Annotated in this window: 33 protein-coding genes; all 33 read right to left on the bottom strand. The window is 39.4% G+C overall.

The genetic code is table 11. From position 1 onward, the window contains the following. Positions 1–5: 5 nt before the first annotated feature. The 33 genes from DWY37_RS13630 to rpsQ all read right to left on the bottom strand — a co-directional run bounded on the left by DWY37_RS13630 (position 6) and on the right by rpsQ (position 24,119). Positions 6–1,217, bottom strand: a complete 1,212-nt coding sequence (locus DWY37_RS13630; protein WP_117947369.1) for a phosphopentomutase — start codon at positions 1,215–1,217, stop codon at positions 6–8. Then, positions 1,214–2,374 (bottom strand): YhfX family PLP-dependent enzyme, encoded by a 1,161-nt coding sequence (locus tag DWY37_RS13625; RefSeq protein ID WP_117947370.1) that lies wholly within the window; start codon positions 2,372–2,374, stop codon positions 1,214–1,216. Before DWY37_RS13625 ends, DWY37_RS13630 begins: the two co-directional genes overlap by 4 nt. Further along, on the bottom strand, positions 2,365–3,495 hold the full coding sequence (locus tag DWY37_RS13620; RefSeq protein ID WP_243006666.1) for an aminotransferase class V-fold PLP-dependent enzyme: 1,131 nt from the start codon (positions 3,493–3,495) through the stop codon (positions 2,365–2,367). Before DWY37_RS13620 ends, DWY37_RS13625 begins: the two co-directional genes overlap by 10 nt. After that, on the bottom strand, positions 3,479–4,393 hold the full coding sequence (locus DWY37_RS13615) for a phosphotriesterase family protein (protein WP_117947371.1): 915 nt from the start codon (positions 4,391–4,393) through the stop codon (positions 3,479–3,481). Before DWY37_RS13615 ends, DWY37_RS13620 begins: the two co-directional genes overlap by 17 nt. Before the next feature lie 52 nt (positions 4,394–4,445). Beyond that, complete coding sequence (locus DWY37_RS13610; RefSeq protein ID WP_117947372.1) at positions 4,446–5,759, bottom strand: YhfT family protein; 1,314 nt, start codon at positions 5,757–5,759, stop codon at positions 4,446–4,448. A gap of 23 nt (positions 5,760–5,782) precedes the next feature. Then, positions 5,783–6,148 (bottom strand): DUF2620 family protein, encoded by a 366-nt coding sequence (locus DWY37_RS13605; protein WP_117947373.1) that lies wholly within the window; start codon positions 6,146–6,148, stop codon positions 5,783–5,785. A gap of 23 nt (positions 6,149–6,171) precedes the next feature. Then, the gene (locus DWY37_RS13600) at positions 6,172–6,522 is read right to left on the bottom strand and encodes a PRD domain-containing protein (protein WP_158575691.1); all 351 of its coding nucleotides are present in this window, start codon (positions 6,520–6,522) and stop codon (positions 6,172–6,174) included. Between the two features lie 130 nt (positions 6,523–6,652). Then, complete coding sequence (gene yhfZ, locus DWY37_RS13595; RefSeq protein WP_117947375.1) at positions 6,653–7,585, bottom strand: GntR family transcriptional regulator YhfZ; 933 nt, start codon at positions 7,583–7,585, stop codon at positions 6,653–6,655. Positions 7,586–8,139: 554 nt separating this feature from the next. Next, positions 8,140–8,817 (bottom strand): TIGR00266 family protein, encoded by a 678-nt coding sequence (locus DWY37_RS13590; protein ID WP_117841524.1) that lies wholly within the window; start codon positions 8,815–8,817, stop codon positions 8,140–8,142. 86 nt (positions 8,818–8,903) lie between these two features. Then, complete coding sequence (locus tag DWY37_RS13585; RefSeq protein ID WP_117947376.1) at positions 8,904–10,718, bottom strand: hypothetical protein; 1,815 nt, start codon at positions 10,716–10,718, stop codon at positions 8,904–8,906. Positions 10,719–10,945: 227 nt separating this feature from the next. Continuing rightward, on the bottom strand, positions 10,946–12,379 hold the full coding sequence (locus DWY37_RS13580; RefSeq protein ID WP_158561819.1) for a helix-turn-helix transcriptional regulator: 1,434 nt from the start codon (positions 12,377–12,379) through the stop codon (positions 10,946–10,948). A 169-nt stretch (positions 12,380–12,548) separates the two neighbouring features. Then, positions 12,549–13,085: a bL17 family ribosomal protein gene (locus DWY37_RS13575; RefSeq protein ID WP_022242762.1), complete on the bottom strand. Its 537-nt coding sequence runs from the start codon at positions 13,083–13,085 to the stop codon at positions 12,549–12,551. Positions 13,086–13,216: 131 nt separating this feature from the next. Continuing rightward, positions 13,217–14,179 (bottom strand): DNA-directed RNA polymerase subunit alpha, encoded by a 963-nt coding sequence (locus DWY37_RS13570; RefSeq protein ID WP_022242763.1) that lies wholly within the window; start codon positions 14,177–14,179, stop codon positions 13,217–13,219. 59 nt (positions 14,180–14,238) lie between these two features. Next, positions 14,239–14,832, bottom strand: a complete 594-nt coding sequence (gene rpsD, locus DWY37_RS13565; RefSeq protein ID WP_022242764.1) for a 30S ribosomal protein S4 — start codon at positions 14,830–14,832, stop codon at positions 14,239–14,241. An 18-nt stretch (positions 14,833–14,850) separates the two neighbouring features. Then, positions 14,851–15,243, bottom strand: coding sequence for a 30S ribosomal protein S11 (rpsK, locus tag DWY37_RS13560; RefSeq protein WP_022242765.1), 393 nt, complete (start codon positions 15,241–15,243; stop codon positions 14,851–14,853). Between the two features lie 50 nt (positions 15,244–15,293). Then, positions 15,294–15,662 (bottom strand): 30S ribosomal protein S13, encoded by a 369-nt coding sequence (rpsM, locus tag DWY37_RS13555; protein ID WP_022242766.1) that lies wholly within the window; start codon positions 15,660–15,662, stop codon positions 15,294–15,296. 262 nt (positions 15,663–15,924) lie between these two features. Then, positions 15,925–16,038 carry a 50S ribosomal protein L36 gene (gene rpmJ, locus DWY37_RS13550; protein ID WP_003022746.1) on the bottom strand — a complete coding sequence of 38 codons (114 nt, stop codon included), beginning with the start codon at positions 16,036–16,038 and terminating at the stop codon, positions 15,925–15,927. Between the two features lie 170 nt (positions 16,039–16,208). Then, positions 16,209–16,427, bottom strand: coding sequence for a translation initiation factor IF-1 (gene infA, locus DWY37_RS13545; RefSeq protein ID WP_022242767.1), 219 nt, complete (start codon positions 16,425–16,427; stop codon positions 16,209–16,211). 19 nt (positions 16,428–16,446) lie between these two features. After that, positions 16,447–16,713: a KOW domain-containing protein gene (locus DWY37_RS13540; protein ID WP_118541700.1), complete on the bottom strand. Its 267-nt coding sequence runs from the start codon at positions 16,711–16,713 to the stop codon at positions 16,447–16,449. Further along, complete coding sequence (gene map / locus DWY37_RS13535; RefSeq protein ID WP_022242769.1) at positions 16,695–17,477, bottom strand: type I methionyl aminopeptidase; 783 nt, start codon at positions 17,475–17,477, stop codon at positions 16,695–16,697. The genes DWY37_RS13540 and map overlap by 19 nt, the downstream gene beginning before the upstream one ends. A 3-nt stretch (positions 17,478–17,480) precedes the next feature. Beyond that, on the bottom strand, positions 17,481–18,125 hold the full coding sequence (locus tag DWY37_RS13530) for an adenylate kinase (protein WP_022242770.1): 645 nt from the start codon (positions 18,123–18,125) through the stop codon (positions 17,481–17,483). Between the two features lie 117 nt (positions 18,126–18,242). Next, positions 18,243–19,559, bottom strand: a complete 1,317-nt coding sequence (gene secY, locus DWY37_RS13525) for a preprotein translocase subunit SecY (protein WP_117698352.1) — start codon at positions 19,557–19,559, stop codon at positions 18,243–18,245. Further along, on the bottom strand, positions 19,559–19,999 hold the full coding sequence (rplO, locus tag DWY37_RS13520; RefSeq protein ID WP_022242772.1) for a 50S ribosomal protein L15: 441 nt from the start codon (positions 19,997–19,999) through the stop codon (positions 19,559–19,561). Before rplO ends, secY begins: the two co-directional genes overlap by 1 nt. Positions 20,000–20,024: 25 nt before the next feature. After that, positions 20,025–20,204 carry a 50S ribosomal protein L30 gene (gene rpmD, locus DWY37_RS13515; protein ID WP_022242773.1) on the bottom strand — a complete coding sequence of 60 codons (180 nt, stop codon included), beginning with the start codon at positions 20,202–20,204 and terminating at the stop codon, positions 20,025–20,027. Positions 20,205–20,217: 13 nt separating this feature from the next. Continuing rightward, complete coding sequence (gene rpsE / locus DWY37_RS13510) at positions 20,218–20,727, bottom strand: 30S ribosomal protein S5 (protein WP_022242774.1); 510 nt, start codon at positions 20,725–20,727, stop codon at positions 20,218–20,220. An 18-nt stretch (positions 20,728–20,745) separates the two neighbouring features. Beyond that, a complete protein-coding gene (gene rplR / locus DWY37_RS13505; protein ID WP_117698351.1) occupies positions 20,746–21,114 on the bottom strand; it encodes a 50S ribosomal protein L18 in 369 nt (122 codons plus the stop codon). A gap of 18 nt (positions 21,115–21,132) precedes the next feature. Further along, positions 21,133–21,672 (bottom strand): 50S ribosomal protein L6, encoded by a 540-nt coding sequence (rplF, locus tag DWY37_RS13500; RefSeq protein WP_022242776.1) that lies wholly within the window; start codon positions 21,670–21,672, stop codon positions 21,133–21,135. 190 nt (positions 21,673–21,862) lie between these two features. Next, entirely contained in the window at positions 21,863–22,267 is a 405-nt protein-coding gene (gene rpsH, locus DWY37_RS13495; protein WP_117698350.1) for a 30S ribosomal protein S8, read from the bottom strand. 115 nt (positions 22,268–22,382) lie between these two features. Next, positions 22,383–22,568, bottom strand: a complete 186-nt coding sequence (locus DWY37_RS13490; protein ID WP_022242778.1) for a type Z 30S ribosomal protein S14 — start codon at positions 22,566–22,568, stop codon at positions 22,383–22,385. Positions 22,569–22,585: 17 nt separating this feature from the next. Continuing rightward, positions 22,586–23,125: a 50S ribosomal protein L5 gene (gene rplE / locus DWY37_RS13485; protein ID WP_022242779.1), complete on the bottom strand. Its 540-nt coding sequence runs from the start codon at positions 23,123–23,125 to the stop codon at positions 22,586–22,588. 24 nt (positions 23,126–23,149) lie between these two features. Beyond that, a complete protein-coding gene (rplX, locus tag DWY37_RS13480) occupies positions 23,150–23,461 on the bottom strand; it encodes a 50S ribosomal protein L24 (protein ID WP_022242780.1) in 312 nt (103 codons plus the stop codon). Positions 23,462–23,474: 13 nt separating this feature from the next. Then, positions 23,475–23,843: a 50S ribosomal protein L14 gene (gene rplN / locus DWY37_RS13475; RefSeq protein ID WP_022242781.1), complete on the bottom strand. Its 369-nt coding sequence runs from the start codon at positions 23,841–23,843 to the stop codon at positions 23,475–23,477. Between the two features lie 18 nt (positions 23,844–23,861). After that, the gene (gene rpsQ, locus DWY37_RS13470; protein ID WP_022242782.1) at positions 23,862–24,119 is read right to left on the bottom strand and encodes a 30S ribosomal protein S17; all 258 of its coding nucleotides are present in this window, start codon (positions 24,117–24,119) and stop codon (positions 23,862–23,864) included. Positions 24,120–24,180 lie beyond the last annotated feature (61 nt).

Here is a 24,180-nt window from a genome sequence, read left to right as displayed (position 1 = left end):
ATAGCTTACTGTATTTTGTTTAGGAAACTTGTTCCATTCTGCGGTGCTTTTACCCCAAAATATTCACAGACGGAAGCTCCCACATCTGATAGTGTTTTGCGGATACCCAAGTGTCGCCCCTGTATTCCTTTTTTATACACCAACAATGGTACACATTCCCGTGTATGTTTACTATGTCCGATATCCGGATCATTTCCATGGTCTGCCATTACCACCAGAATATCTTCTTCCGTTAGAAGTGGTAATAATTCCCCAAGTCCTCTGTCTGCCTTTTCCAAAATCTTTCGATACTGCATAGAAGATTGTGAATGTCCGGCAAGATCTGTTTCCTGCACATTTGTACATATAAATCCCTGTTCATTTTCTTTTACTGCCTTTATCGTAAGTTGCATGCACTCATCTGTCGGTACACAGGATATGCTGACTCCCATTTTATTTGTGACAATATCTGCCACTTTTCCAATCAATGTGACTGGAATTCCTGCTTTCCCTAATATTGTAGGTGCCTGAACATTTTCGTCTACGCCATAGCCCAGATGAAGGCACTGATAACCATGTTCGTAGGATTTTGACTTTGCAGATGCAATTCCAATAAACTTTCCCTCTTTTATCTCCTCTGCACGGTACAAATCCTCCATTGTGTTTCCTGTTCCACCAAATACAATAACCCTTCCAACAGTAACAACTTCTCTGACCAGCTTTGCTATCTCATATTCCTTTTCAAAAGAAATATAATCTAATGGTGCCGTAACATTGTAGCACATTCCAAGATCTGCCTCGAGATTATCCGCTACGGTAACATAGTCATCGCACACAATATACCTTAGATTTCCTCTTACCACAAATTCTACCTTGTGTCCATTTTCCTTTAAATGCTGATAAACCTCATCAACCTTTTCCTGAAATGGATGCATGGTTGGTCTCTTTGGCAATGTTCCCATAATTTCCTGATGTCCCATAAAAGTATCTGCTCCAAAATGCATCAACTCTGACTTTCCAAAGTTTGCCGACTCGCAATACTTCATATCATTGCTTTCTGCCCCAAATGCATTCATAAGCCCCAGTTGTTCCAGATTAGCCAATTTCATGTCCGGATAATCCGAAAGTATACTTCTTAACGTATTAGCTTTTTCATCCCCTGGTCTTTCCCTTGCTGCATCATTCATTGCACCTATTCCAAATCCATCCAATACAATCACGACAAACCTTTTACTCATTTTTTTCTCCTTCCTAAACTATCATAGACACCCACGATTTCAGGTTTTCCCTTATGGATTCCCTCCATGATTACAACATCACTCCTGGTTACAAAAATCTGAAAACGAAATGCCATTACCGCAGCTACTCCAATTTCACACTCTTTTTCCAGTTCAAAATGATAATCTATACTTTCCAAAGACGGTGGTAATACCTCCATCTTTTGTGCATTCTTTAAATTTCTGCCTACTAATGCATATTTCATATGTGACCGTCTATAATGCCCACCACCATAGCAATAGGCTTTTCCTTCAAAATTATGTGAAATCTCACTTACATATACAATACACGGAGTCTCTTCCATGTCGCACACTGCATGCATAGGAGTAGTTCCGGTCAATCCATGCCCAGGTTCTCCGCAATTTCCACCAAACTCCACCATCTTCTGTACAGTTCTAGTACATGTTGCAGATGGTGTATTGACAATTTTTACCTCAACACCTACTTCTTTTAATATGTCAACTGCTTCTTTTACTGTTAAAAGATTATAGGTTGGTTCTATATCGCCTTTTTTCTCATCATATAAATAGCATGGAAATGACGTAACTCCTGCAATCTGTATATTAGGATAATTTTCCAATATATCGGCTGTAATTTTTTTCAGTTCATTTAACAAAAAGCCGGCTGTCTGTCCTGGATAAATAATGTCTCCATTATCATATACACGAAGAAGCACTTTCTGTGTAATATTCTGTTCTTTCGCAGCCTGCTGTATGCATTCTAATTTTTCCATGGAATAGACCGTAATTACCTTTGGATGATATGCTACCAGTTCCGGAATCATTGCATTTGGAATCTGTACCAGATGTCCCACATTTCCAATCGGGATTCCTGCATCCATCATTATCCGGGCTTCTTTAAAGTCAACAACAACTGCCCCTTCATATCCTATATCCATCAGTTTCCGGGCTATATATGGATTTCTCCCCACCTGTTTCAGCATGAAGAAAAGTTCTACTCCGTTTTTCTTCGCTTCTTTCAAAATTTTTGCTGCATTATCCAGCAAAATGTCCATATCTATCACATAAGAATCTGGTAAAATCTGCCCATTTTGCTGAAACGCAAATGCAACATCCAGCAGTTCCTGATTTGTTTTCTGTATTTTATCTATAAACATCTCTTTCCTCTTTCTATAGATTCTTTTATGATTCTGATTACTGTATCACTTCCGGCTCTCAATGGGTTGATACGAATCATTCGCTCTTCCAACAGCGGATCTGTTTTTCGAAAAGTTCCAGAAATTCTATAGAACAATGGTACCATTTCATACTTTGACTCACAGCCAACCGGATATGGCGCTGCTCCAAGATTTTCTGCTTCTTTTAAAATTGTTTTTGCTATTTTTTCTTTAAATTCCACCAAAATCACTTTTGACTGTGCATTTGCAACAAATGCCTGCTTTACCTCTGGAATTTCTCCTGCATTTAATCTCTGTACACATTCTTCACTTACTCCGGCTTCCAGTGCAAGTGCGACTGGCGCATACACCAATCCATGTAATACATCCAATGCTTCATGCCCCTGAACCTGCATCCCCCCTGAATAATTTTCACTAATTAATGAATCAATAAGTTTCTTTTTACCGACAATGATGCCGACCCCTTCCGGGCCTAATAATTTAAAAGAAGAAAAACAGGACAAATCAGCACCACACTGAACTCCAATTTTTGAAACCTTTAATGCAGCATAGTTATCATCTGTCAAAACAGTCAGTTCATGCTCGGATTTTATTGCTTTAATTACCTCTTCCATATCATAATGATCCTGCGGACTCTGTCTTGTATATTGCACCAATGCGGCTTTAATTTGTGGATTCTCTTTTATTACGTTTATTATTTCATCCTGATTGTGGTAATCTGCTTCCACAATTCTAATCCCCATCATATCTAATGATGTTTTTGTCGTATTATATATAGGAGCCTTATGAACAAGTATTGAATCTCCCGGATGAAGTATTGCATGCAACCCCATGCGGATTGATCCGCTTCCTGCTCCACGCACCAACATACATGCCTCAGTGTCAAAAACTTCTGCTATTACACGCTCCGCTTTTTCTGTTATAATCGGTTTATTTTTTCCACTTACAACTCCAAGATCTCCTCTTGAAAGCATTTCCCTTCCACTCATATTTCTTGTAATACAATCTACAATATAAAATTGAAGTTCTGTTGCTTCTTCTACTGTAAGGCTTTTTAAAGGATATGTTTTCGTAATAATCACCTCAATCTGCTTTATCAAAAATTCTTGCCGGATTCTCAATCAAAAATCTATTTAAGGTCTCCTGTTTGATTCCTCTTGCTCTAAGAAGCGGCACAAAGTCTTTCATAACCGTCATATATCCAGAATATTTTCCCCCCCTTGACAAATAACTCTTGCGTGAAATATCCTGTGACAGTACAATCTGTTTTTCCCAGCCACGTTCTATCAGCCACAAAAGATTATCTGCGCGCTGCTCATCACTCAGATAAGCAGTCTTTCCAATTGTATCAAAACCGATATTGACTCCTGTTTTTAAAATTTTCTCATAATAATCTCTGTCATTTGCAAGATCCAAATGCCCAAGAACTACCTTTGTAAGATCCATTCCCTGCTGTTCAAATATCTCTATCTGCTCCTGTGCCAATTTTCCAAGCTGGCAATGTGTCGTTACCGCTACTCCGGTCTTTTTTCCTGCCATTGCTGCAGCTGTAAGCACATTTTTCTCGCTCGGTCTCATCTGTGGTTCGCCAGATGCCACCTCGCCAATTACTCCTGCTTTTACTCCGGTATCATCAATTCCTTCTAAAATATCCTTACAAAAAATATCGCATAACTCTTCAGCATTAGACTCTCTTACTTTCTGTGTATGATATTCTGCCAAATAAAATCCTGTTGCCGCAATAATATGAATTCCACACGCTTTGCTGTACATCTGAAGTTTCTTCACATCTCTCCCCATATCATTACAAGATACTTCTACTACAGATTTTACCCCGTATTGTTTCATTTTGTTTAATTCATCTATGATTAATGAGGAATCATCAAAATCCGAATCTTTATCTCCTCTTACCGGAGACAAATCTACTGCCAGATGCTCATGGCACATTGTAATGCCTAATTCTTCCGGCAAAATTTCTCCGTTTACAGTCAAAATCATATTTTTTCCTCCATTTTTATCAGCAGAGGAAAATTTCCTCTGCTGAAACTCTTTATACTAACGGTGTCAACCCAATCAGATAAGTTAAATTTAAAATTACACCTGTTGCAATTGCTGCGATTGGTCCAATCGCCATACGCATAATTTTTCTACCAGTCATTTCATTAATAAGGTAAATGCATGCGCCAAGTGCAAATCCACCTGCTGCTCCTGCTGATGTTGAAGCTCCCATTGTACAACATGCTGCCGTCGAGCCAATTAAAAGTGCAAATTCAACACAGGTATTCATTGCACTACGGATGTTATCTGATGCATCACGCATAGATGGAAAATGACCTAAAAACTTCCCAATAAATCCAAGTAACATAACTTCCACAAATATAATTACCGCACCTGCAATAGCTGCTACAATTGGATTTGGGCAAATATATCCTGCCACATAGATAAATGTAAAACCAGCCACTCCATAAACGCCTGTAGTAACTGCTGTTGTTGCAATTAATGGGATAAAGCTTAATGCTCTCATAAACTCATTTGTTGCAACTGTTTTAATCAGTGATTGTGCTGCTACAGAATCTGTCATTGCATAAGCTTTTGAAAGGTCAAACATGGATACATCTGATCCTGCAAGAATATGTACATTGCAGGCAACCGCAATTAAGGCTCCCGCAATCATTAAAAACGGAAGGTTTTTTCTGATTCTTGCCGTTCTCTCAGAGAAAATATTCATATCCTCATCTTCTCTTTTTTCCTTTTTTCTCACATCCTTCAAAATACAAAGTACTACCAGTGCAATTACACCAACCATCATTGTCCATGCATCTGCACTAATCGTAGAAAATTTAGGACCGGAAAAACGAAAAACTAAAACAATAAGAGCTGTTATAACTCCTGTTTTCATTCCAAACTGCATAATAATTGCTACAATAGGAAACAGCGCAAAACCTGTAACAACATATGTACCTACATCGCCCATAGCTGAAATTAAATCTACTGGCATTCCAGTTAATACTGCATTAATTCCACCAATTCCGGTCAGACAAATCAATCCCCAAAGTGCACCGAAAATCGGTGCAAGCCATTTCTTTGGTGCTGCAATACCAATGATATCCGTCGCCAGAAATAATAACCATGGATTCAAAAGATTTGTTACCAATGCATTTCCAATTCCCACCGATGCAATAAAACCAACACTTAGTCCAAATGCAATTGAAGCCATTTCACCTCGATGCATACGACCTTCAATATATTCCGGAATTACCGGACGAATTCCATCATGAAAAACTGCCATACCCATATGGGACATAAATGCTGTCATTGCACAGACCAGCATAACAATAATTACATTTAATACACTCAGTTCCATTTTACATTCCTCTCCTTTATTTTTTACTTAGCACTATCATGTTCCATTAAAACTTTCATAAGTACCGGTACCGTAATATCAAGCTGTGATACAGCCATTCCAAAACAAACCTTTCCATCATTTACAAACTTCTCAATTTCTTCTTTCTTTGGAGTTCCACCATTCTTACAGACTGTACAACACTTATTATAACCAACAAGTCCAATCAAAATAGAAATTGCGGAACCTCCACCGCTTTCACATGCTCCGATGTAATAATCTACCTCTCCTTTCTTAATCATGGATGCAGCCTTCATATCATTAGTAATAATAGTCTGTGCATCTGGGCAGCATTTTAAAATTTCCTGCTCCATTTCATTTTTTTGCATTCCTCCAATTGCAATCCTCATTTTTCTTTCCTCCTTTATTTTTTTTATGAAAAAAGATTACATAAGTGAACTACAAGATACTCTTTCTCTGTCTCTGGAAATTCAACTTCGATAATATCATAAATCTTTTCAGCAACTTCATCTGCTTTCTCATATGCCTCTTCCTTCCGCAATTCTTCCAGCACTGCTTCCTCCAAAGGATTTTCCACATTACCATTCAGTATTCTCTGAATTGCCATTGCAATATGCGTTGTAAACATCGCCATCTTTTCTTCATCCATAGGACTACCGCATTCTGTAATCAACTCAACAATCTTTTTTGCCTGCTCAGAAACAAAGGGTGTAATCAACCCAGCCTGCTCAAGGATATCAAGTCTCTCATACAAATTCTCCATTCTTTTCATCTCCTTCTAATGTTCATTTTTTTGTACATTCATTTAAAATATATAGAAACAGATTTTTCAATCTATTTCAGTTTTTTATAATATACATTTTTTTGTATATTGGGCGTAAAAAATATAATTCCTAGTAATATGGATGTTTTTTTCCTTTGCATACATCTGATAAAATTTCTAATGTTTTACTAACACTGATATTTTTTTCAAGTATTTTTTTTAGATACTTATTGTTTTTACGTATAACCATAACTGCTGTTGAAAATTTTTCATTATACTCAGATTCTGTTAAAAAAACAACTTTCAAGTCATCTAAACAATGATTCTCTAATACATCGTCATAATTCCATACGCCAGCATCAATATTACCGTCTAAAAGGGCAGTGATTGTCTGTTGTGTACGCATATTTACCAGCTCTACTTTTTTTCCTTTTACTATATTGGTTGTCAGACAGCTTTGGTCTAGTGATTCACTGTCATATGCCACACGCATGCCCTCTGTAATTCCGTTCTTACCGTGATCCCGTAAGAGTAAAACATGTTTTGACAGATAACTGCCCACCCCAAAATTAAACACAGCCTCTATTTCCCGGCCACACTGAATTTCATGTTCCACTGCAAACTGCGAACCAATTGCAAAGTGATAAGCTCCTGATTCTACCAATTCAATTCTTCCAATTGCACCTCTTACATATGCCATATTAAACCTTAAATCTTTAAGCTGTTCATACATAGCAGTTGCCATTCCTTCATAAATCAACGAATACGGCAATGGCATGATTCCCATAAGTCCCTGTGTCAGACAGCATTCCTGCAGTTTTTCATAATCAATCTTTTCTATAAAAGTTCCCAGATGTCCACATGATACCAGTTCCACTGCCCTAACTTCTTTCAGATAACAAATTGCATTCTGAATAGTTCCTCTGGAAACCTGAAATTCTTCCTGATAGCGAGAAATCGATTGGATGCGTTCACCCACATTTTTTGAAAGCAGACTCAGTGCTAATTCGCGAATTGTAACACCTATTTTCTGATAAAGAACCTTTTCCCCATCTACCTTCATAAATATCTCCCGCATCGTTCAAAATTTTATATATTCAAATACTACACTTTCTACTACATTTTGTCAAGTTTTTTATGCAAATATAATAAAGCGGTTGTAGTTAATCTGAAACACTCCCCGTCAAATAGACAATAGAACTGCATAAAAATATCCAGCTATTCTTTCATTTTCTGGCTCATTGATGGTGTCTTTCAATGAACCCACCTAAAATAAGCGACTCGCGATATATTGGCTAATCTACATAATTCTAATATTGAATAATTATGTGGTTCGTTTACTTCCTTTATTGCCTGGTATATATATTTATGAAGTAATCGGCTCAGCCCCCTCTTTTATTTTGTTGAATTTTTTATGATGTCTCCATTTCAGCCCTTTGTCGTTTTGCTTTTTATCATGATAATTTTTTCTCCTGTTCCAGAATCTTTTAGTTCTTCAAGACTATTCTTAAATTTAGATATAGAAAATGCTCCCTCCTAAGTAGTAAGTGATTTTATTATTTCACTTATCTACCCAGAAGGGAGCATATCTATCTACTGTTAATTTAAATTCATCTCTTATTTTCCGCTCGGAAGATATGGGCGCAGGCATCCTGCCATCTGTGAGATTGGCATGGACTGTAAGAATACACGACCCGGTCCGGTTACTACGGTATTGAATACTCCCTCTCCACCAAACATGATATTTTTAAGGCCAGGTACGGTCTGTATGTCGATAGAACAGGAAGAATCCATTGCTGCAAGATATCCTGTGTCTACGATAATTGACTGGCCAGGCTGAAGCATATACTCTTTGATATAGCCGTCAAATTCAACAAATGCCATTCCCTGTCCAGAAAGCCTCTGCATAATAAATCCTTCTCCGCCAAAGAAACCAGCTCCTACTCTCTTCTGGAAAAATACGGACAATTCTACTCCTGAAGTAGATGCTAAAAATGCTGACTTCTGACATACAATATCTGACCCTGGCTGAATCTCAAATGCTCGGATACATCCTGGAAAACTGGATGCAAATGCAATGGTTCCCTGACCATTCATTGCAGTGTATGTATTTAAAAACATACTCTCTCCACTAACCATTCTTCCAAACATTTTTCCAATTCCGCCGCCAACCGTATTCATCTGCATATTCGGAGACATCCAGGACATTGCTCCCTTTTCGGTAATCATCATTTCGCCTGACTCTAATTCACAGACTACAACCGGCATTGGTTCGCCTTCAATATTAAATCTCATTTCTAAACCCTCCTGCTGATTTGCATAACATTTTCATGAACCTTTTTCATTATAACAATATAGGAGTGGTCTGCCAATATATTCTATCAATTTTTTATCCGTTTTCTGCATCCAAAATAAATAGCTCCTATGCCACTGCACAGTGCCAGTAAAAACCAGATGCCAACCGGAGTCATGTCTCCTGTTTTCACGGTTGCGGTCTGTGATGTGTTTCCTGCGGTGGTATTTCCTGTTGTACTACTTCCTGCAGTACCGCTTCCTGCTGTGCTGCTTCCTGCTGCACCATTTCCTGTTGTTCCGCTTCCCGGCGTTGTTGTACCTGATGAAGTTCCGGCTTCAAATACCAGTGCATATGCCGAAAATTTATCAGTTGCAAAGGTTATGGTTCCACTTGCTGCATCATACGTTGCAGGAAGTTTTTCATAGACACCATCATGCTCTCGAATCACATAATAAGTTCCCTGCTGGTTCTTCATCTCATCTTTTACCTGAAGGGTTACATTTAATTTCGCATTTAAATCGGTCAACTGGGTTTCCCATGCATCGTTGGAATTTCCTTTGTTTACGACCTGGAATAAATCCATGGAAAGATAGCTTTGAATCTCTCCATTTCCTGCCTGTGCCTGCATGCCACTCTGTATCTGATTCAGTTCTGTTCCACTGATATCTGCAATGTTTAACTGAAGATTTCCGGAACCAATAATGTTTTCTGCATTCCCAAGGGTTGCACCGTCTACTTTTGTACTTGCCGTATTTACTTTATCCTCTGACTTTTTAAATAATGCACTCAGATGCAAATCTGTTGCAGGCATATCCAATACAAAGGTACTTACCTGTGAATCTACTGCTGTCAGCTTTCCACCATTTAAAGATGCGCTTAATAACTGATAACCATAATCCGGTGTAAACTTAATGGTTACTTTGGTGCCTGCTTTAAATTCGGCATAGCCAAAGTCTCCATCCAGTCTTGTGGATGCATCTGCTATATTTCCACCTGCCAGTTCTGCTGCATTTACCACAGTTCCATCCTCTAACTGTGCACTGATTATTTCCACGCTTCCATGTTCAATAACGCAGTCATTTCCAAATCCATGCTGTTCTGCTACTGTAAGGGATGGTGTCCATACGATATTATAATTACGGCTGCTGTTCGTAGTCAGTGCCACTTCAATCTGATAAGAATCTGCCGGAGCCACTTCAAATTCCAGATTGTCTGTCGTTCCACCTAATGGAATTGCTGTTCCATTTACCATAATGGATGCAAATGCATAACCAAAATCTGCTGCAATTGCCACTCTGTGTTGCTGCGTCTTATCTCCGGCAAAGCTGCCCAATATATTCGTTCCCATTCCGGAACCAATCCTCATGCCATCTATCTGTAAGTCTCCAATTGCTCCTCCCACTGCAGTTGCTGTAACTGCAATTGTTTCTCCGGATGCCGGACCCGTTGTGGAACCACCGCCTCCGGATGCTGCAGTACGAAATTCCAGAATCAGTTCCACCTGCTCTGAGGCACTTACAGAAAATGCCTGTCCTCCCTCTGATGTAAGTATATTCTTGTCAAGGCTTGCATCCTGTGCACCATTTTTATTCACCTGACAGTGATTGATTATTGTATCCGTTCCACATACTACTTTAAAATGTACCGTATGATCAAGACTGTCATCCGGTCTGTTTATTTCTATTGGTGTATCATTATATGCAGTCTGGTTTACTTCTGTCCATTCAGCCGCCGTATCCCATTTATAATACACGGTTCCGGTCGCTGTGCTGTCCTGTCTTGCAATTCTGACCACTGCTTTCTGTCCATCAGCTTTTACAATCATGCCGGCACTTCCCATAAATAATGAAAATACCATAAAAAAGCTTAACAACCAGGAAATTTTCTTTCGCATCTTCATATTTTTTCTCCTTTACTTTCTTCTATAAACTGCCACTTCCACCGCACACGTTACAGGCTCCGCAGCCTCCCAGTACCACCAGCACGAGCAGACAAAGCAATCCTCTAATGGATTTTTTTCTCACGTTTTTCCTCCTTCCTTTTCTGTCCTTTTACTATATGAATATACGCTTTTCCTACCTGTTTTGATAAGTTTACATTTGTCTCATTTTAGGGATTTTCCACGATTTATGGCTGTTTCCAGCTATAATAAAACTGAAGAAGCCCAATTCTCGACTTCGTCTCTGTTTTTTCATTTAAAGAGGCCATATAACGGTACAATGCTGCTCTTGAAATATATAGCTGCTCTGCTATTACCTGCGCACTTTCATCAGAAGAAAGCAATAACCTTAACACATCCTGCTCCCTGTTTGTAAGTGCATAATTCTTCACAAACGCCTGAAATTTATCCTCCAAAAATTTTTCACGTTCTTTTTCCAGCATTTTCGCCATATTTTCTTCCTGTATATCCATACGAAACTGTACCATATACAAATATACCAGCATACTGATAACTGCAAATAAAATCAATGCTATGATGCTGATGCGCATTCCATCCCCGGTCTCTATCAGCATCAGGGAAATAGTTCCTGTAATCCCGACACAGATATTATTTGTTGCCCTTCCAAGTCCAGCCCATAACTCCGGTACTTTCATATAATAGGAAAGGTCCATAAAACTGGTGGTAAAATATACCACAAAGAAGCCTGCGGACAAATAGAACACAATAAGACCTGCCATAAATGGTCCGCCCCAGACTATTATCACTACACACATTGTTGAAAGCAGTGTCACACAGTACATCATAATCTGCATAAATCTATGCTCTTTTATATCAAAAAGCACTCCTGCCAACAGTCCGCTTACCGCAAGCAATAATCTCGGCCACTGACCAATATCTATACTTCCACCTGCATGTACTAAAGTTACTGCATTGTCCAGACTGGAAAAAATGCATGTCATTAGAACCACTATCGAAATCAAAAGCAATGCCGCAAGCATCGGATGCCGGAGGCTTCGCCTGTTATTCTTCCGGATATCAGTATCTGAATCTGACCCTGAATCCTCTGCTCCTACTCCCCCCCGGCTGCATTCCAGACTCAGTCTGCGAACCAGCAATACCATTGCCGCCAGAAAAACGGAAAGTACAACAGACTCTACAGTGCTGTTATGTATCAGATTATTGCTGATAAACTGAAGCAATAATCCAAAGGCATATCCAAATCCAACGGTTTGTGCAAGTCCTTTTTCTGTCGAAAGGCTTACCACAGCATAATAATGTACAGCACTTCCAATCATGCCATATAAAATATAAAGCAGGAATCCGGATAAAAGCATACTTCGATAGGACAAATGCTCCTGAATTACGAAAATGCAGATGATTCCTGCTATCGGCAATAAATATAAACCTATCTCCCGCATCTTCTGGTTAAAATAACGGTTAATGCATGGGAATAACAGGAATCCTATTACGCTGATTCCCAGCACATAGTTCTGTGCCCTTACTACTCCTGCGGAATCTGTTGCATAGCGTATCATATTGTCAAACAGATACTCCGAGCCTAAAAATATATAATTGAAAATAGCCAGCACTGCTATGATTCGAATTCTTTCTGGTTTCATAAATTGTCTCATCGTCTGTTCCCTGCTCCATTCTTTTGTCTTAATTTCATTATATACAATTGTCTCTTTCCATCAAGTTGACAAATGTCTCATTTCCTGTAAACAAGCAAAAAAAGAGCCAGGACACGAATGTCTTGACTCTTTTTTGACTCATATAAAACGATGTTAATTATACTAACTCGATAAGAACTTCTAAAGCTCCGTCACCTTTACGCTGACCAATCTTTACGATTCTTGTGTAACCACCGTTACGGTCTGCATACTTAGGTGCGATTTCGTCGAATAATTTTGCAACTAAATCAACTTTCTTTGTATTTTTCTTCTTTCCTGCTGCTTCTGTAGGAACTTCAGTTACAGGATAAAGAACTTTTAACATCTCTCTTCTTGCATGAAGACGGGAAGGATTATCCTTCTTGATTGTTTTTTCCACTTCGTCATATACAGTAACTTTCTTACCATCTACAACTTCTTTTACTCTCTTGCCGTCTTTGTCTTTTCTTGCAACTTTAGCTTTTACAGTAACTTCTTCGAAGTTATCTTTCTCGCGAACTGCCATTGCAATAAGGCCTTCTGCAATTTTACGGATTTCTTTTGCTTTTGCTTCTGTGGTAACAATTTTACCATTGTTTAATAATGCTGTTACCTGATTTCTCAGTAATGCTTTTCTCTGGGAAGATGTTCTTCCTAATTTTCTATACTTTGCCATTTCTATTCCTCCATTTGTGGTACATCCGGCCATGCTCATCGGACTTACTTACCGAATGCTTGTTTTGTGCCACTCATGAACCAACATCACCACGCTCGTCGGACTTACTGGTGCTGCTGCACTGAGTTATCTTAAACCTCGTCGCCCTGATTGAGCTGAAGGCCTAATTCTTTTAATTTTGCTAATACTTCTTCCAAAGACTTACGTCCAAGGTTACGAACTTTCATCATATCTTCCGGTGTACGGTTTGTAAGTTCTTCAACAGTATTGATACCTGCTCTCTTCAAGCAGTTGTAAGAACGTACGGATAACTCCAGTTCGTCAATGTTCATCTCAAGAACTTTTTCCTTCGCATTGTCTTCTTTCTCAATCATGACTTCTGCTGTCTTAGCATTCTCGGAAAGGTCAATGAAAAGACTTAAGTGCTCGCTTAATACCTTTGCAGCTAAGCTGACTGCTTCATCTGGAGCAAGTGTTCCATTGGTATATACGTCAAGTGTCAGTTTATCGTAATCGGTAATCTGACCCACACGGGTATTCTGAATGGATAAGTTCACACGCTCTACCGGTGTATAGATAGAATCTACTGCGATTACACCAATTGGTAAATCTGCATCTTTGTTCTTATCTGCGCTGACATAACCTCTACCTTTGGTAATGGTTAATTCCATGTATAATTTGGAATCAGCACCGCCGTTTAAGTGTGCAATTACTAAATCCGGATTCATAATCTGAATATCCTGATCTACCTGAATATCTGCTGCTGTAACAACGCCTTCACCACTGAACTCAATGTAAGCTACCTTAGGCTCATCATCAGCGCTGTTATTACGGATTGCAAGCTCTTTGATGTTCATAATGATTTCAGTAACATCTTCCTTTACGCCAGGAATAGAACTGAACTCATGAAGTACACCATCGATTTTAACCTGACTTACTGCTGCACCTGGCAGGGATGACAACATGATTCTTCTTAAAGAATTACCAAGTGTTGTACCATATCCTCTTTCCAAAGGTTCGCATACGAATCTTCCATATCTTTTGTCTTCAGAAATTTCAGCAATTTCAATTGTTGGTTTTTGAAAATCGAACACTACAAAGCCCCTCCTTCTTTCGGGTAATTTGTTTCTTCTTTCAGCCCGCTAGTTTATGATTATTTAGAATACAACTCGACGATAAGCATCTCGTCTACTGGTACATCAATCATTTCTCTGGAAGGTAACTCTTTTACGGTTCCCTGCATTTTCTCTGCATCAACATCAAGCCATTCCGGAACTAATCTGCCGCCAGCTACTTCTACGACATCTTTCATTCTCTGGGAATTTTTACGGCTCTCTTTGATTTCGATTACATCGCCAGCTTTTACCAGGTAAGAAGGAATGTTAACTAACTTTCCGTTAACTGTAACGAATTTGTGGTCAACGATCTGTCTTGCTTCTCTTCTGGTTCTTGCAAATCCAAGACGGAAGATAACATTATCAAGACGGCTCTCTAAGATAGTCATCAGGTTTGTACCTGTCATACCTTTCATCTGGTCTGCTTTATCATAATAGTTACGGAATGGTTTCTCTAATACTCCGTAAATGAATTTTGCTTTCTGTTTTTCACGAAGCTGAAGGCCATACTCAGATACCTTCTTATTCGCTCTCTTTAATTCTCTGTTAGATTTTTTATCATATCCCAAATAACTTGGCTCTAAACCAAGAGATCTGCATCTTTTCAGAACAGGAACTTTATTTACTGCCATTTTAGATATCCCTCCTAATTATACTCTACGACGTTTTGGTGGACGACATCCATTATGAGGAACTGGAGTTACGTCACGAATAGAAAGAACTTCAAGTCCGGCTGCCTGAAGGGCACGGATTGCTGCTTCTCTTCCTGATCCTGGTCCTTTAACCATAACATCAACTGTTTTTAATCCATGTATAAGAGCTGCTTTTGTAGCAGTTTCTGCTGCCATCTGTGCAGCATATGGAGTAGATTTCTTTGAACCTCTAAATCCAAGACCACCGGCACTTGCCCATGATAATGCATTACCTTCAGCATCTGTTAATGTAACGATGGTGTTATTGAAGGATGCCTGAATATGTGCCTGTCCATGTTCAACGTTTTTTCTTACACGCTTTTTTGTCACTTTTTTTGTAACTTTAGCCATATCTAAACTAACCTACTTTCTTAAATTTAAAATTATAAAGTTGCCAAGAATTATTTTTTCTTGTTTGCAACAGTTCTCTTAGGACCTTTTCTTGTTCTTGCATTGGTCTTTGTTTTCTGACCACGAACCGGAAGTCCTTTTCTATGACGGATTCCACGATAGCATCCGATTTCCTGTAATCTCTTGATATCAAGAGCTGTCTGACGTCTTAAGTCACCTTCTACAACCTGAGTCTCATCGATTACTGCACTAATTCTTTTTACCTCGTCGTCAGTTAAGTCTCTGCAACGGGTATCAGGATTAACGTTTGCCTCAGCAAGGATACGGTCAGCACTAACTCTGCCGATTCCATAGATATAAGTCAAACCAATCTCAACACGTTTTTCTCTTGGTAAATCTACACCTGCAATACGAGCCATGTGTGTTTACACCTCCATATAGATTTCTTTGTTAATAGTAAGGAATTCCAAAGACCCATGCAGCTGCGGTTTCCCGCCCTGAAATGTGTGCATACACCTTTTTCTTCCTATAGTAATGATTGCTTAGCAATCCCAGCCACAATCTGCTGCATCCTCTCGGTATGTAAGGACTGCGCAACAGACCACGCGCGTTCGCGTTATATTATGAACAGCACATTCTCATGCGCTGCAGCCGCACATAATTTTTCAAACAAAGTGGAAATTAACCCTGTCTCTGTTTGTGCTTAGGGTTTTCACAGATGATTCTGATGCTTCCCTTTCTTTTGATAACTTTGCACTTCTCGCAAATAGGTTTAACTGATGATCTTACCTTCACAGCATAATCCTCCTTTCTACTTGCCTGCGCCCCGGAAAACCTGTTTCCATGGGTATTTCTCTTTTCTTTCTGCTAAACAGCATAATATGCCCTTGTTTTCACAAAAGCGTCCATTTAGCATTTTAGCATAGAGATTCCGAAAAATCAACTACTTTTCTCGAATTTTCTCCTTATTTATCTCTCCAGATAATTCTGCCCTTTGTCAGATCATATGGAGACATCTCAATCGTAACCTTATCACCTGGTAAGATACGAATGAAATTCATTCTTAATTTGCCGCTGATATGTGCCAGTACCTGATGGCCATTCTCAAGCTGCACCTGAAACATTGCGTTTGGAAGCTTTTCCAAAATTGTTCCTTCTACTTCAATTACATCTGCCTTTGACATTTTCTTTCCTCCTGCTAAATCAATCTTTTCTGGTTAATATATATTGCTCATAAGCCTTAATCAGCTTTGCTGCTTTTGCATTTTCTGTAAGCCCAGGTTTATTTACTGCTTCTAAGACTTCCTGCGGAAGCTTTTTTACAAGCTGTACATGTTTGTAGCTTTTCTTTCTCGGCCGGTCACAGGTTCTTGTGGTTCCATTTACAAGATAGACGAATTTTTCATCCTGTAACTGCACTACATAGTACTGATTCCGGTCGTGACCCGCCTTTACTCTTGCCAGATACATTCTCTTTCCTCCTCTGTCAATGTAAGGATTTCCGGTCTTCCTTCTGTAATCAGAATGGTGTTTTCATAATGTGCAGATAAGGAACCATCGTAGGTTACTACTGTCCATTCATCATCCATCCATTCCACATCCGGGCTTCCGGCATTTATCATCGGCTCAACTGCCAATGTCATTCCTGCCTTCAGCTTCAGTCCTCTTCTCCACTGACGGAAATTCGGAATCTCCGGTTCCTCATGAAGATGAGTTCCAATGCCATGCCCTACCAGATCATATACAACTCCGTAGCCGTAGCTTTCTGCATAATCTCCGATTGCTCCTGAGATTTCATAAAGCCTTCTTCCGGCTCTTGCATACTGCATTCCCTGGAAAAAGCTTTCCCGGGTTCTTTCTATTAAAAGAGCAGCCTCTTTACTGATTTCACCAACTCCATGGGTTCTTGCCGCATCGGAATGATATCCCTTATAGATAAGACCGGTATCAAGGCTTACGATATCGCCTTCCTTAATAATATGGTCTTTTCTTGGAATTCCATGAACAACTTCGTCGTTGACCGATACACAGACGGATGCCGGATAGCCCTGATAATTCAGGAAATTCGGTTCGCAGCCAAGGCTGCGGATGGTCTCTTCTCCGATTTTATCAATCTCCCATGTGCTGATTCCAGGTTTGATTGCACGTTCCAGTTCCTGATGTACTTTAGCAAGATACTTTCCTGCCTGACGCATCAGCTCTATTTCTTCTGCTGATTTAATCGTAACCGACATTATTTACGCTCCTAAGATTGTAACGATGGCTTTGAATACTTCATCCATCGGCTGTGTTCCGTCTACAGATTTTAAAATGCCCTGATTCTTATAATAATCAATCAATGGCTGTGTCTGCTCATGATATACTTTTAATCTCTTCTGAACTGTCTCTGGCTTATCATCTTCACGCAATACGATTTCGCTGCCACAACGGTCACAGATTCCTTCTACCTTTGGTGGAATGGAAATAAGATGATATGTTGCTCCACAATTTAAGCAGGCTCTTCTGCCGCTCATACGATTTACGATATTTTCGTCTGGAACATCTACATCAATTGCATAGTCCATCTTCTCGTTTATTTTACCAAGTGCTGCATCCAATGCTTCTGCCTGAGGAATGGTTCTTGGAAAACCGTCCAGTACGAAGCCGTTCTTGCAGTCATCCTGCTGTATTCTGTCCATTACCAGATCACAGGTTAATTCATCCGGAACTAAAGCTCCCTGGTCCATATACTGTTTTGCCTTCTTGCCTAATTCTGTTCCGTTTTTGATATTTGCACGGAAAATATCTCCTGTTGAGATGTGTGGAATAGAATATTTATCTGCAATCTGTTTTGCCTGTGTACCTTTACCAGCACCCGGCGCTCCTAACATAATAATTTTCATATAAAGAAAACCTCCTGTTTACCTTCTTCTTTGCAAGCTAATCTGCTTTTTCTTCTATAAACAACTTTAGTGCACCACAGGAGACGCTGCATTTGCAGCACCCCCTTCTGGTACACATTAGTCATTCAAAAATCCTTTATAGTAACGAACTAACATCTGGGATTCGATCTGTTTAATTGTCTCGATAACAACACCTACGATAATGATGATAGATGTTCCACCGAAAGATACGTTTGCTTTAAATACTCCATTGAAGAAGATTGGAATAACTGCAACAATGGATAAGCCTGCCGCACCGATAAAGACAATGTAATTTAAAATCCGATTCAGATAATCGCTGGTTGGTTTTCCAGGTCTGATACCCGGGATAAATCCACCCTGTCTCTTCATGTTGTTCGCAATCTCCAGCGGATTGAATGTAATGGATGTATAGAAGTATGCAAATGCAATAATCAATACAAGATATACAGCCAAACCAATGCTGTAGATTGGCTCCTGTGGGTTGCACCAGTTAGACTGGGATAATCCCTTTAAAATCTTACTGCCAATTCCTGTTCCATTGCCCTTTCCTAAGAGAGACGCAATAACAACCGGGAACTGCATTAAAGACTGTGCGAAGATAACCGGGATAACTCCACCGGTATTTACTTTCAGAGGAATATGCGTAGACTGACCGCCTACCTGTTTTCTTCCCTGAATTTTCTTCGAATATTGTACCGGAATCTTTCTCTGAGCTGCCTGAAGGACAACGACAAAGACAACGGTTACTAAAATGATTGCTGCGATAATTACTACTGCAAGAACTGCTTTTGCAGGAATCTTTCCTTTTACAAACTGCTCATACAGTGTTCCAAAATCGCTAGGAATTCGTGAAATAATGTTGATTACAAGTACGATAGAAATACCGTTTCCAACACCCTTTTCCGTAATTCTCTCACCAATCCACATAAGTACTGCAGAACCTGCTGTCAAGGTTACAATTACCTGAAGAACCGTAAGCCATCCTTTATCGGTCAGATAACCGCTTCTGGAGAATCCGATTGCCATTGCAATTGCTTCGATTAAAGCCAGAGCAACAGTCACATAACGTGTAATCTCTGCAATTTTCTTTCTTCCTTCTTCGCCGTCACGCTGCATCTCTTCCAGTTTTGGAATTGCAATCGTCAACAGCTGCATGATGATGGAAGATGTGATATATGGTGTGATATTCAATGCAAAGACGGACATCTGTAAGAATGAACCGCCTGTTACTGCATCGAAAAAGTTAAACGCATCACTACTCTGATTAGCAAACCAGTCTGCAAACACATTCCGGTCAACACCCGGAATCGGTAACTGTGAACCGATTCGGATGATAATCAGCATAAAAAAGGTAAATAAAATTCTATTTCTAATATCTTTTACTTTAAATGCGTTACGAACTGTATCAAACATTAGATCACCTCAGCTTTTCCACCAAGAGCCTCGATTTTTTCTTTTGCGCTTGCGCTGAATGCATTAGCCTGAACTGTGAGCTTCTTAGTAAGTTCGCCGTTTCCAAGGATCTTAACTCCATCTCTTGGATTCTTTACGATACCTTTTTCCAGTAAAGTTTCAACAGATACTACTGCATCGTTGTCAAATACTTCAAGAGCAGATACATTGATTCCAACGATAGTCTTGGAATTAATACATTTGAAACCTCTCTTCGGTAATCTTCTGTATAAAGGCATCTGGCCACCTTCAAAGCCTGGTCTTGGAGCTCCGGAACGAGCTTTCTGTCCCTTGTGTCCTTTACCAGCGGTCTTACCGTTTCCTGAACCGTGACCACGGCCTCTTCTGAAATTATCACTATGCTTAGAACCTAATGCCGGCTGTAAATTGGATAAATCCATTTCTGGCACCTCCTTATCTCTATAATTAGATTTCTTCTACTTTCACTAAATGTCTTACCTGCTGAATCATTCCTCTAACAGCTTTGTTATCCGGACGTTCAACTGATGCGCCAATTTTCTTAAGACCTAATGCTTCTACTGTCTTTTTATTCTTTGGCACTGCACCGATAGTAGATTTTACGAGTGTAATTTTTAAATTTGCCATTTCTTATTCCTCCTTAACCTACTACTTCTTCTACAGATAATCCACGAAGTTTTGCAACTTCTTCCGGGGATTTCAGTTTGCTTAAAGCATCGATAGTAGCAAGTACTACGTTCTGCTTATTGTTGGAACCAAGAGATTTTGTACGAATATTCTCGATTCCTGCCAGCTCACATACGTTACGAGCCGGACCGCCTGCGATAACACCGGTACCTTCTGGAGCTCTCTTTAATAAAACAGATGCACCAGTATGTTTTCCGCTGATATCATGAGTAATACTATTGTTCTCATCTAATTTTACAGTGATAAGTTTTTTCATAGCATCTTCTTTTCCTTTGCGGATTGCTTCAGGAATTTCAGTTGCTTTTCCAAGTCCTGCGCCCACATGACCATTGCCGTCACCAACAACAACAAGAGCTGTGAAACGCATGTTACGTCCACCTTTTACAACTTTCGTAACGCGCTTGATTGATACCACTTTTTCTGTTAATTCTAATTGACTAGCATCAATAATTGTACGTTTCATGTACTGTTTTCCTCCTTATTAGAATTCTAATCCAGCTTCTCTTGCTGCGTCAGCTAATGCTTTTACTTTTCCGGAATATATGAAACCGCCTCTATCAAAGACAACTGTTGTAATACCTTTTTCTAATGCTTTCTTTGCAATTGCAGTACCAACCTGTGCTGCTGCATCAACGTTATTAGTCTTCTCGCAAGCTGCTTTTACATCTTTATCCATTGTAGATGCTGCTACGAGGGTATTGCCAACTGTATCGTCAATAATCTGAGCGTACATATGATTATTACTTCTAAACACAGCTAAACGTGGTCTCTCTGCTGTTCCAGCCAGGCGATTACGCAGTCTTCTATGTTTATTTTCACGAGCTGCTGTTCTTGATTCTTTATTAACCATCTCTCGTCACTCCTTTAATTATTTCTTACCAGTTTTACCAACTTTACGTCTAATAACTTCATCAGCATATTTGATACCTTTTCCTTTGTAAGGTTCAGGTCTTCTCTTATCTCTGATTTCAGCTGCGTACTGGCCAACTTTTTCTTTATCGATACCTTTGATGATAATCTTGTTACCATCTACTGTAGACTCTAATCCTTCTGGATCTTCCATCTCTACCGGATGAGAATATCCAAGGTTTAATGTAAGTTTCTTTCCTGCTTTAGATGCTCTGTAACCTACACCATTTACTTCAAGTTCTTTGGTAAATCCATCTGTTACACCAACAACCATGTTGTGAATCAGTGTTCTTGTTAATCCGTGTAAGGATTTCATTTTCTTCAAATCATTTGGTCTTGTAACGGTTACTTCAGAACCTTCTACTTTGATTTCCATCTCGGATGGTAATACTCTGCTTAATGTTCCTTTTGGACCCTTTACAGTCACCTGATTATTTTCTGCTAATTCCACAGTAACACCTGCTGGAATTGCGATTGGCATTCTTCCAATTCGTGACATGCCCGTACCTCCTGTATAATTTGTGGTTTATTGTTACCTGCGCTATGCCTTAAGAATATACTCTTAAGGTAGTTCTGCTCGCTAACTTCGCGCCGCACCCCAAAGGGCTTGCGCTCAGTAATCTCACAGAACGGCTTTCACACTAGCCTCAATCTTCGCCTGCGGCTCGATTTCATCAAGTGTTCAATGCCTACCAAACAAATGCTAATACTTCGCCACCAACCTGAAGCTTTCTAGCCTCTTTGTCAGTGATGATTCCCTGGTTTGTGGAAAGAATTGCGATTCCAAGTCCACCAAGTACCTTAGGAAGATTATCTTTACCAGCGTATACACGAAGTCCTGGTTTAGAAATTCTCTTCAGTCCGGTAATAATCTTTTCATTCTTATCTGCACCATATTTTAAGGTTACACGAATGGTCTTAAAGATTCCATCTTCAATGATGTCATATTTTGCAATGTATCCTTCTCTTACTAAAATGTCTGCGATTGCCACTTTGATTTTAGAAGCCGGGATATCAACTGTATCATGTTTTGCAGTGTTTGCATTACGGATTCTTGTAAGCATATCTGCAATTGGATCACTTGTCATTGTCATGATGTGTCTGCCTCCTATTATTCTTCTCTTTCTTTGTTGTAGATGTTCTCTGTCAAGTTCGACCTACGCCACAAGGGCTTCGGTCTCACTCATCTTAAGAGAATGGCTCTAAAGCCTACCAGCTTGCTTTCTTTACACCCGGAATCTGACCTTTGTAAGCCAGTTCACGGAAGCAAACTCTACAGATTCCATATTTTCTTAAATATGCATGTGGACGACCACAGATTCTGCAACGATTGTATTCTCTAGAAGAGAATTTCTGTTTACGCTGCTGTTTTACTTTCATAGAAGTCTTTGCCATTTAAATTCCCTCCTGTCTTATTTAGCGAATGGCATATTGAATAATGTCAATAATTCGCGTGCTTCTTCGTCTGTCTTTGCAGTTGTTACGAAAATAATATCCATTCCTCTTACTTTATCAACCTTATCGAATTCAATTTCAGGGAAAATGATCTGCTCTTTGATACCAAGAGCGTAGTTACCTCTACCGTCGAAAGCGTTCGGATTAACTCCTCTGAAGTCACGTACTCGTGGTAAAGCTAAGTTTACCAGACGGTCTACGAACTCATACATCTTCTCGCCTCTTAAAGTAACTTTACATCCGATCGGCATTCCTTCTCTTAACTTGAAGTTAGCGATGGAATTCTTTGCTTTTGTAGTAACTGGTTTCTGACCGGAAATTGTTTCCATATCTTTCATAGCTGACTCTAAGATTTTAGCGTTTTCTTTTGCTTCACCAACACCCATGTTGATAACAATCTTAGAAAGCTTTGGTACTTCCATAATGTTTTTATAGCCGAACTTTTTGGTCATTGCATCAATGATCTCGTTCTGGTACTGATCTTTAAGTCTACTCAACTTGCTGCTCCTCCTCTCTTACGATTAATCGATTACATCACCTGTAGATTTTGCATAACGTACTTTCTTATCTCCATCCATTTTGAAACCTACACGGGTAGCTTTTCCTTTGTGAAGATACATTACGTTAGAAGCATCAATAGGTCCTTCCTGATGGATGATTCCACCCTGCTGGTTAGCCATGCTTGGTTTTGCATGTTTTGTTACCATATTGATACCTTCAACAAGTAAAGTATTGTTTTTCTTATTTACAGCAATTACTTTGCCTTCTTTGTCTTTGTCTTTTCCAGCGATTACCTTTACAGTATCACCTTTTTTAATTTTCAAGCTTGCCATTTTCGGGTACCTCCTACAATACTTCCGGAGCCAGAGAAACAATTTTCATAAACTGTTTTTCACGAAGCTCTCTTGCTACTGGTCCAAAAATACGAGTTCCTCTTGGGGTTTTATCATCTTTGATAATAACTGCAGCGTTTTCATCGAATTTGATATAAGAGCCATCTTTACGACGAGCACCTTTTACTGTACGAACAACGACTGCCTTTACAACGTCACCTTTTTTAACAACGCCGCCTGGTGTTGCATCTTTAACAGTAGCTGTAATTACATCACCAATATTTGCATATCTTCTGGTTGAACCGCCCATAACACGGATGCACAGCAATTCTTTTGCTCCAGTGTTATCAGCAACCTTAAGTCTGGTTTCCTGTTGTACCATGCCGGTAGCCTCCTTCTATTATTTTGCTCTTTCCATAATCTCTACAAGTCTCCATCTCTTATCTTTAGAGAGTGGTCTTGTTTCCATTACTCTGACGGTATCACCGATTTTACACTCGTTGTTCTCATCATGAGCTTTTAATTTGTATGTCTTCTTTACGATCTTGTTATATAATGCATGTCTTACGTTATCTTTAACAGCAACAACAATGGTCTTATCCATTTTATCACTTACAACAACGCCTACACGTGTTTTTCTAAGATTTCTTTCTTCCACGACGAATCTCCTTTCATTTATGATTGCCTGTTTGCCTGCTTAAGCAGGTATGATTCTTTTG

The sequence above is a fragment of the Roseburia sp. AF25-13LB genome (assembly GCF_003478915.1).
Classification (GTDB): domain Bacteria; phylum Bacillota; class Clostridia; order Lachnospirales; family Lachnospiraceae; genus Roseburia_C; species Roseburia_C amylophila.
Note: the sequence above shows the minus strand (reverse complement) of the source record. Positions and strands in the feature narration are given on the sequence as shown.